Source organism: Ruegeria sp. YTSC004 (assembly GCF_059609805.1).
In genome coordinates, this window is sequence record NZ_JBXWMJ010000014.1 from 74,718 (window position 1) to 83,859 (window position 9,142).

The following is a 9,142-nucleotide window of genomic DNA, read 5'->3' on the forward strand; positions in this document are numbered from 1 at the left end:
ATGACCGTTTTTGTCATTCGCCGATTGCTGCAAGCAATGCTTGTTGTCTTCCTGATGTCGGTGATTGTCTTTTTCGGCGTCAATATCGTTGGTGACCCGGTCTACATGCTGGTCAGCCCCGACGCGGATCAGGCTGACATCGAAGCTGCCATTCGACGGCTTGGATTGGATCGGTCAATTTGGGAACAGTACTGGTTGTTCCTCAAAGGTGCTGCACACGGTGACCTCGGCGACAGTTTCGTCTTCGGTGAGCCCGCGCTCAAACTGATCCTGCACCATATGCCAGCTACGATGGAACTGGCGTTCAGTGCACTCTTTCTTGCCATCGTGCTCGGTATTCCATTGGGGCTTTATGCCGGGCTCTATCCCGAAAGCCCGCTGTCCAAGGGCATCATGGCTGGCTCAATCCTCGGGTTTTCGCTGCCGACTTTTTGGGTGGGACTGATGCTCATCATGTTGTTTGCCGTTGAACTCAGGTGGGTCCCTGCGACAGGGCGAGGTGACATCGGCTCGTTTCTCGGGATTCACAGCAGCCTTTTCACGCTCGACGGGTTGAGCCACATCTTCCTGCCTGCTCTCAACCTGGCGCTTCTTAAGATTTCACTGGCAATCCGTCTCACCCGAGCGGGTGTCCGGGAAGCGATGGGACAGGATTACGTGAAGTATGCCCGGGCCAAAGGGCTTTCGACCCGACGCATCATTCTGGTGCATGTAATGAAAAACATCATGATCCCGGTAGTGACCGTCATGGGCCTTGAATTCGGCAGTTTGATCGGGTTCTCGGTGGTGACTGAATCGATCTTTGCATGGCCGGGAATGGGCAAACTGCTGATCGACGCAATACTGCAATTGGATCGGCCTGTCGTCGTCGCCTATCTGATGATCATCGTACTGTTCTTCGTGCTGATCAATCTGATCGTCGACATACTCTACTCGATCCTCGATCCGAGGGTTCGTTTGCAGGATCAGGGCGCATGACCGACACCGTCACAGATCATTCGCTGACCCCTGCCAAGTCCCCTAAAGTCGAGACGCCGTTCCAGCGTTTTCGGGCCGAGTTCTTCGAAAGCAGGATCGCGACAGCGGCGCTTGGCATATTCCTGATCATCGTTCTTTTGGCCATTCTGGCGCCCTGGATCACACCGCAGAACCCCTACGATCTTGGTCAGGTCAGCGTCATGGATGGGCGCTTGCCTCCGGGTTCCGAAGCATTCGACGGATACACAATGTGGCTCGGCTCAGACGGGTCTGGACGCGATCTCTACTCGGCAATTCTCTATGGCTTGCGTATATCTCTGACCGTTGGGCTTGCATCTGGAGTGATTGCCCTTCTGATCGGTATGGCGATCGGTCTGATCGCGGCCTACGCCGGTGGCCGGACCGAAGCGTTCATCATGCGCATCGTGGATCTTCAACTGTCGTTCCCGGCATCGCTGGTTGCGCTGATGATGGTTGCGGCACTTGGTAAGGGTGTCGACAAGATCATCCTCGCCCTCGTGATCGCGCAATGGGCCTACTACGCCCGCACGGTTCGCGCGACCGCGCTTGTCGAGCGTGGCAAAGAGTATGTCGAAGCCGCGCAATGCCTTGGAATATCACGACCCCGGATCGTCTTTCGCCATATCCTTCCGAATTGCATGGCTCCTCTGATCGTCGTCGGCACGGTGCAAACCGCCAGCGCGATCTCATTGGAAGCGACGCTTTCGTTTCTTGGCGTAGGCCTTCCACAGACTGAACCGTCGATTGGGGTGCTGATCGCAAATGGCTTCGAGTACATGCTGTCCGGGCGCTACTGGATATCCGTTTTTCCCGGCGTCGCTCTGTTACTGACGGTCGTGTCCATCAACCTTGTGGGCGACCATTTGCGCGATGTTTTGAACCCGAGGTTGAAGAAATGACGGCAGTACTCGAAGTCAGCGGGCTGAAGACCCATTTCTTCACGCACGCGGGTGCGGTCAAGGCCGTGGACGGTGTGGATTTCACCATTTCCAAGGGCGAGGTCATGGGGCTGGTGGGTGAGTCCGGGTCAGGCAAGTCGATCACCGGGTTTTCCATCCTCGGGCTGATCGATCCCCCCGGGCGCATCGTCGATGGGTCAATCCGTTTTAATGGTAACGAGATCGCGAACGCACCGGAAGAGCGCCTCAAAACCTTGCGTGGCAACCGAATCTCGATGATCTTTCAGGATCCGATGATGACGCTCAACCCGGTCCTGCGCGTCGATACGCAGATGATTGAGGCCATTCTTGCCCATGAAAACGTCAGCCGCCAAACCGCCTGGGAAAGAAGCCGCGATGCGCTTGGTTTGGTCGGCATCCCATCGCCGGAAGAACGATTGCAGGCCTATCCGCATCAGCTTTCCGGTGGGATGCGGCAGCGCGTGGCGATTGCGACAGCTTTCCTGAACCAGCCGGACCTCATCATTGCCGACGAGCCGACGACCGCGCTCGACGTGACAATTCAGGCGCAGATCATCCACGAGGCGCAGAAGCTGACGAAACGTACGGGAACCGCGATGATCTGGATCACGCATGACCTTGCCGTTGTGGCAGGGCTCGCGGACCGGATTTCGGTGATGTACGCCGGACGGATCGTTGAGCAAGGCGGTATCGACGATGTGATCGACCGTCCGTTGCATCCCTATACGGTTGGGCTTCTCGGATCGGTTCCGACGGCGAACCGGCGCGGGCAACGTTTGTTCCAGATCGAAGGGATGACGCCAAACATGCTCGCCCTGCCTGAAGGATGCGCCTTTGGACCGCGTTGTCAGGCCCGAACGGCAGCGTGTTCCAAGCGACCCCCGATAGAGGACGCAGACGGTCGCCGCCTTCGCTGTTTTAACCCGCAACGCGCGGAGGAGAAGGCATCATGACAGAACCGCTCGTCGAAATCCGCGGCGTTTCCAAGCGCTTCACCAAGCGTTTGGACGTCGCGGGGAAGATCGCGCAGCGACTTGGCGCGAATATCCGGGAAGAAACGGTCCATGCTGTCGATAACGTGAACCTGTCGATTCAAAAGGGTGAGGTTCTGGGATTGGTCGGCGAATCCGGCTGCGGCAAGTCCACTTTGGGACGTGTTGTTGCCGGCATTCACGCTGCAAGTGACGGACAGATGTTCTACGAAGGCAAAGATGTTGCGACGTTGAACAGCGCCGACAAACGCGCGGCGACCCTCGCAATTCAGATGATCTTTCAGGACCCTTTTGCCAGCCTAAATCCGCGTATGCGCGTCGAAGATATCATCGGCGAAGCACCGCGTATGCATGGGATCGTCAGCAAGGCAGAGAGTGCGGATTACGTGGACGACGTGATGCTCAAGGTCGGCCTCGACCCCTCGCTCAAGCGGCGTTACGCGCATCAGTTTTCCGGCGGGCAAAGGCAGCGGATCGGGATCGCCCGTGCGCTCGCCGTGAAGCCGAAGTTCCTTGTCTGCGACGAAGCCATCGCTGCCCTGGACGTATCAATCCAGGCGCAGGTCATCAACTTGTTCATGGATCTGCGCGAAGAGCTGGGCCTGACCTATCTGTTCATCAGCCATGACCTGAGCGTCGTCGAACACATCGCCGACCGCGTGGCGATCATGTATCTGGGCCGCATTGTCGAGAGCGCCTCGACTGAGGACATTTTTTCTGACCCACGCCATCCCTACACGAAAGCGCTGCTTGCAGAGGCTCCGCGCCTTGATCAGCGCCGGCGTGAGTTTGCCCCGATTGAGGGGGAAATTCCGTCGCCGCTCGATCCGCCATCTGGATGTACCTTCCACCCGCGTTGCCCGGTGGCGACCGCTGAGTGCCGCACCACTGTTCCTGAACTGAAAGCGGGGTGCGGCGGGCGCGAAACGGCTTGCCTTCTGGAACACGCCGAAACCGTTTGAACGAGAAGCTGGAGAGCCCCTTGAAAAACGCCGATCCGATCTGGGACCACGTTGACCGCCATCGTGATGATTTTATCGCCTTGTCAGACCGCGTCTTTGACACGCCCGAGACGCTTTATGCCGAGTACAAGTCCGTTGCCGAACATGTGCATATGTTACGCGCTCAAGGGTTCAAGATAACAGAAAATGCAGCTGGCATTCCCACGGCCGTGATTGGCGAAGCAGGAGACGAGGGTCCGGTGATCGCCATCCTCGGCGAGTTCGATGCGCTGCCATATCTGAGCCAGACGCCAGGTGTGGCAGAACATCAGCCGCTTGAAGAGGGCGGCAACGGGCACGGGTGTGGTCACAACCTGCTGGGCGCTGCCGCACTCTTGGCCGCGACGGCGGTGAAAGACTGGCTGACCGAAAACGGCATTAAGGGCCGTGTGCGGTACTATGGCTGCCCCGCTGAAGAAGGGGGCGCGGCCAAAACGTACATGGTGCGCGAAGGACTGTTCGATGATGTCGACGCGGCCATCTCCTGGCATCCAGCGACCTTCACAGGCGTGAATGAGGCCAGATCGCTCGCGAACACCCGGATCGATTTCACTTTTCATGGAAAGGCTGCCCATGCTGCTGGCGCGCCTGAACTTGGCAGATCCGCGCTTGATGCGGTTGAACTGATGAACATTGGCGTGAATTACCTGCGCGAGCACATGCCCGACAGCGCCCGGGTGCACTACGCCTATCTCGACGCAGGTGGCGTTGCGCCGAATGTGGTGCAGGCCAAGGCCACAGTGCGCCAGCTCGTCCGGGCCAGTTCGCTACCCGACCTCGCCGATCTGGTTACGCGCGTCCGAAAGATCTCGGACGGCGCGGCGCTGATGACAGGAACGCAAGTTACCAGCCAGGTCTTTTCCGGCGTCTCGAACCTGCTTGGCAATCGTCCTTTGGAAGAAACCATGCAGCACGAGCTAGAGAAACTCGGACCCGTCGCCTTTGACGAAACAGACCTCAGCTTTGCCCGCGAGATTCAGACTACATTGACCAAGGCTGACATCAACACGACCTTCAAGCGGATCGGTGCCAAGCCCAAAAAGGATCTCGCACTATGCGACTTCATCGCACCTCTTGATCGCCACAGCGATGGCGGCGAAGGCTCGACGGATGTTGGCGACGTGAGTTGGGCAGTCCCAACCGTTCAGGCACGAGTTGCCACCTGTGCTATAGGAACGCCGTTTCATACGTGGCAAACAGTGGCACAAGGCAAGGCGCCCGCGGCTCACAAAGGCATGGTCTACGCAGCAAAAGTAATGGCCGCGACAGCGTGTCGACTGGTTGAGGATCCCTCGCGCATCGAAGCTGCACGCGCGACGCACCAAGACCATCTGGGCGAAACACCTTACACTTGTCCGATCCCGGACGACGTGCGTCCACCTGTCTGAGGTAAAACAACCTTGACCCGCGCCTCTGCTATAGACAACGCCGCCCAGTATTTCGACACCGGTCAATTTGCAACAGAACTTAGCGAACTGGTTGCCCATGAGACGGAGAGCCAGACACAGGAGAAAGCCGCGGAGCTTCCGCGCTACCTTGAGGAAGCCCTCGTTCCGCGCCTGCGCAGTATTGGGTTCTCCTGCGCAATCCACCCGAACCCTGTGCCGGATGCAGGTCCGATCCTTGTCGCTGAACGCATCGAGGACGACTCGAGCCCAACGATCTTGTCCTATGGGCATGGCGACGTGACCCGCGCGCAAACTGATCAGTGGCGAAACGGGCTTCACCCCTTTCGTCTCGTCGATGATGGTAATCGCCTCTTCGGACGCGGTACCGCTGACAACAAGGGACAGCACCTCATCAACTTAGCTGCGTTGAGCTCCGTCATCGACGCTCGTGGATCACTCGGCTTCAACATTCGGATCCTTGTTGAAATGGGTGAGGAGATGGGGTCGCCGGGGCTGTCGAATTTTTGCGCCACGCACAAAGAAAACCTTGCCGCGGATGTCCTGATCGCATCGGACGGACCACGCCTTCAGTCAGACACTCCGACGATGTTCATGGGTTCACGGGGCGGCTATTCGTTCGACCTCATTGTTGACCTTCGAGACGGTGCGCATCATTCCGGCAACTGGGGCGGTTTACTTGCCGACCCCGCGATGATCCTTGCACAAGCCCTCTCGACGATCACCGATGTGAGGGGCCAAATCCAAATACCAGAGTGGCGACCGACCAGCCTAACCGAAGAGATCCGGCATGCCCTGCGCAACTTGCCGGTAGGCGAAGATGGCGGTCCGAAGATTGACGAAGACTGGGGCGAGGAAAGTCTGACACCGGCCGAACGGGTCTTCGGCTGGAACAGTTTTGCGATCCTCGCAATGAAAAGCGGTGTCCCCGAGGCACCGGTCAACGCGATCTCGGAATTTGCCAAAGCCGCCTGCCAGCTCCGCTTCGTTGTTGGCACTAACCAATCCGATATCCTGCCCGCCCTTCGACGCCACCTTGATGCGAGAGGATTCGAGATCGTTCAGATCAAGCCTCACGACCGCAGCTTTTTCGATGCAACGCGAACCTCCCCCAACCATCCCTGGGTGTCTTTTGTCGCGCGTTCGCTTGAAAAAACGTGTGGGAGGCCGCCCCATGTCCTGCCAAATCTCGCCGGTTCTTTACCCAACGACGTCTTTTCCGATGTGCTCGGCCTCCCAACGGTTTGGGTGCCGCATTCCTATCGCGGCTGTTCGCAGCACGCGCCAAACGAGCACGTGTTAAAGTCAGTTTCGCGTGATGCATTGCGTGCAATGGCCGGGCTTTTTTGGGATATTGGCGACCTTGCCAGGCCGCTCTGATCCCGCGCCACAAAGGACTTCATCCGTACCTGGATCGGGAGGGTATCGCACTCCTTACTGTAATTGACCGCTTTCACGGATTGGGGGAGTTGATATCGCATTTGCAGCGAAGGACCGCTTTCCGCCCATACTTACAAAATCACCTCGGTTTTCGCATAACTTGAAAGTCAGAAAAAAGTGCTATATTTTCTGACAAGGAGAAAGTTATGATTACTTCATCGATCAGACAACGCATCATCGGAAAAGGCCGGGGGGCAATCTTTGCGCCACTGGACTTTCTGGATATCGGTTCCCGCGCAAGCGTGGATCAGGCATTGTCGCGTTTGGCGGATCAAGGGGTGATCCGGCGGTTGACGCGTGGGCTTTACGACTATCCGAGAAAGAGCGCCCATTTAGGGTTGTTGTCTCCGTCTGCCGATGACATTGCCAAAGCGATTGCACGTAAGGATAATCAGGTTCTACAGCCCTCCCCTGCCATGGCAGCTAACCAGTTGGGGCTGTCAACCCAGGTGCCATCCAAGCCTATTTATATGACCGACGGCCCGACCCGCACCAAGACAGTTGGTCGACAAGTCATCCAGTTCCGGAACGCATCATCCAAAACGCTAGTTGGTGCGGGTCAGAAAACCGGCACCGTATTTCAAGCGTTGCGCTATGTCGGCAAAAACCGGGTGGATAGCCGGGTTGTCGACACGCTGGCGCGCAATCTGGATAGCAAGGACCGGGCATTGCTCGTAAAACAAAGCAGGTATGTGCCGGCCTGGATGCACCCTGTAGTGCGGCAAATTGTGGCGCGGAACTGATCGTGGACCAGTTTGCCAACGATACTCCAAAGAACCGAGAAGAAGCGTTTCAGGAAACGGCCGCCCAGCTTGGCCTGTCCAAAGCAATCGTCGAGAAGGATTTCTGGGTCTGCTGGTCACTGAAACATCTATTCGCCCTGCCCTCTTATGGCGCTCACTTGATCTTCAAAGGCGGGACATCGTTATCCAAGGTCTATGACATCATCCATCGGTTCTCGGAAGACGTGGATCTGTCCCTCGACCGGGCGCAACTTGGGTTCGAGGGCGAACGTGACCCCGAGCACCCTGCCCTTTCCGGCAAAAAACAAAAGCAATTGTTGCAGGAGCTTCAGGATACGGCCACCAAAGTAGTTGCTGGTCCGCTTCTGAAAGAAACCAAAATCAAGTTTGGCGCCGCGCTGGACCAGGACTTTTCCCTGTCGGTCGATCCTGATGATCAACAAACCCTGCTCTTCGCCTACCCATCCAAGACAAATGCGACCAGTGGCTACATCCAACCGGCGGTGCGGTTCGAATTTGGCGCCCGTGGAGTTCACCTTCCAGCAGAGTCTCGCAGGATTTCGCCTTATGTGCATCAGGCCTTTCCAAACCTGCTGAGCTCGAGCGACGTTGATGTGAAGGTCTTGGGCGTTGAGCGCACATTTTGGGAGAAAGCAACGATCCTGCATATGCTCTATCATCAGGACGTTACCAAACCTCTGGCTGACCGCATGTCGCGCCATTATTATGATATGGCCCAGTTGATCACACACGAGACCCATCCTCGCGCTATCGAACAGATCGACTTGCTAGATCAGGTTGCACACCATAAGTCCGTCTTCTTCAAAGCGGCCTGGGCTAACTACGAGCATGCCAAGCCCGGATCTTTAAGATTGCTACCGAATCCTGAGCTGAAAGCTGCGCTGCGCCGGGACTATGCCGGGATGCAAGAGATGATAATCGGGGACCCCCCCTTGTTCGATGACATTTTGAACACCATTGGAGAGTTAGAGACGGACCTCAATGGCTGAAATCAGCCCACTGTTTGTTCTCAAGGCGCAGCGTTCGAACGTTAGAATATATTTGGCTAGTCAAGTAAGCAGACCTTTTGAATTCGCCCAAACTCAAGCTGGATCGCTCCGAGCAACGGTTTCAAATGGTGTGACTGAATGTACTGCGCAATGAACTTGCTAGGCGCACGCAATGTGATCGTCTGATCACGCGTTTCAACAAGTTGGAGATCGCGATACCAGCTTTTGAACAACAACGTTTCTGACTCTGATAAGCGTTGGAGCGCCCTGCCCCACGGATCTTGGTGGGGTTGTGTTGCGAAGTTTTGGTTGGATTACAATATCGCGCTGCGGCAGTGGGTTTAAGAGGCGAGCTCAGCGAACTGGCGAAAGGGACAGAGTCCGGGCGTGATTTGACCTTTGCGGATCATGTGCGCCACTTCAATTCCGGCCAACGTTGCCGCCGCTGATGCGAAGGCTTTGAATCCCAGCATCGGGCGGGTTCGCCTTTTGATGAAACGGTGATCTTGTTCCACAATATTATTCAAGTATTTCCGCCTGACCATTTCAATGGCAATCGGGCAACCAAAGCCTTTCAGCATCTTGTTTATGGCCTTGATGCCAGCCGTGTTAGCTCCGCTTTTGTCGATGA

Annotated in this window: 9 protein-coding genes and 1 pseudogene; 8 read left to right on the forward strand and 2 right to left on the reverse strand. The window is 56.7% G+C overall.

Annotated features, from left to right (window positions below):
• The 8 genes from AC2FFP_RS20375 to AC2FFP_RS20410 all read left to right on the forward strand — a co-directional run bounded on the left by AC2FFP_RS20375 (window position 1) and on the right by AC2FFP_RS20410 (window position 8,511).
• Window positions 1-978: an ABC transporter permease gene (locus tag AC2FFP_RS20375; protein WP_496781946.1), complete on the forward strand. Its 978-nt coding sequence runs from the start codon at window positions 1-3 to the stop codon at window positions 976-978.
• Complete coding sequence (locus AC2FFP_RS20380) at window positions 975-1,898, forward strand: ABC transporter permease (protein ID WP_496726887.1); 924 nt, start codon at window positions 975-977, stop codon at window positions 1,896-1,898. The genes AC2FFP_RS20375 and AC2FFP_RS20380 overlap by 4 nt, the downstream gene beginning before the upstream one ends.
• Window positions 1,895-2,872 (forward strand): ABC transporter ATP-binding protein, encoded by a 978-nt coding sequence (locus tag AC2FFP_RS20385; RefSeq protein WP_496726886.1) that lies wholly within the window; start codon window positions 1,895-1,897, stop codon window positions 2,870-2,872. Before AC2FFP_RS20380 ends, AC2FFP_RS20385 begins: the two co-directional genes overlap by 4 nt.
• Entirely contained in the window at window positions 2,869-3,873 is a 1,005-nt protein-coding gene (locus AC2FFP_RS20390; RefSeq protein WP_496881442.1) for an ABC transporter ATP-binding protein, read from the forward strand. Before AC2FFP_RS20385 ends, AC2FFP_RS20390 begins: the two co-directional genes overlap by 4 nt.
• 20 nt (window positions 3,874-3,893) lie before the next feature.
• Window positions 3,894-5,300, forward strand: a complete 1,407-nt coding sequence (locus AC2FFP_RS20395; RefSeq protein ID WP_496781951.1) for an amidohydrolase — start codon at window positions 3,894-3,896, stop codon at window positions 5,298-5,300.
• A 12-nt stretch (window positions 5,301-5,312) separates the two neighbouring features.
• Window positions 5,313-6,698, forward strand: a complete 1,386-nt coding sequence (locus tag AC2FFP_RS20400; RefSeq protein ID WP_496778194.1) for a M20 family metallopeptidase — start codon at window positions 5,313-5,315, stop codon at window positions 6,696-6,698.
• Window positions 6,699-6,904: 206 nt separating this feature from the next.
• The gene (locus AC2FFP_RS20405; protein ID WP_496704123.1) at window positions 6,905-7,501 is read left to right on the forward strand and encodes a DUF6088 family protein; all 597 of its coding nucleotides are present in this window, start codon (window positions 6,905-6,907) and stop codon (window positions 7,499-7,501) included.
• 2 nt (window positions 7,502-7,503) lie between these two features.
• Entirely contained in the window at window positions 7,504-8,511 is a 1,008-nt protein-coding gene (locus tag AC2FFP_RS20410) for a nucleotidyl transferase AbiEii/AbiGii toxin family protein (RefSeq protein ID WP_496770518.1), read from the forward strand.
• A 56-nt stretch (window positions 8,512-8,567) separates the two neighbouring features.
• On the opposite strand, the pseudogene AC2FFP_RS20415 reads toward AC2FFP_RS20410, so the two are convergent.
• Window positions 8,568-8,774 (reverse strand): annotated as a pseudogene (locus AC2FFP_RS20415) (DnaA N-terminal domain-containing protein); the annotation flags it as partial.
• Window positions 8,775-8,852: 78 nt separating this feature from the next.
• A partial coding sequence (locus AC2FFP_RS20420; protein ID WP_496881443.1) for a DDE-type integrase/transposase/recombinase occupies window positions 8,853-9,142 on the reverse strand: 290 nt, incomplete at its 5' end.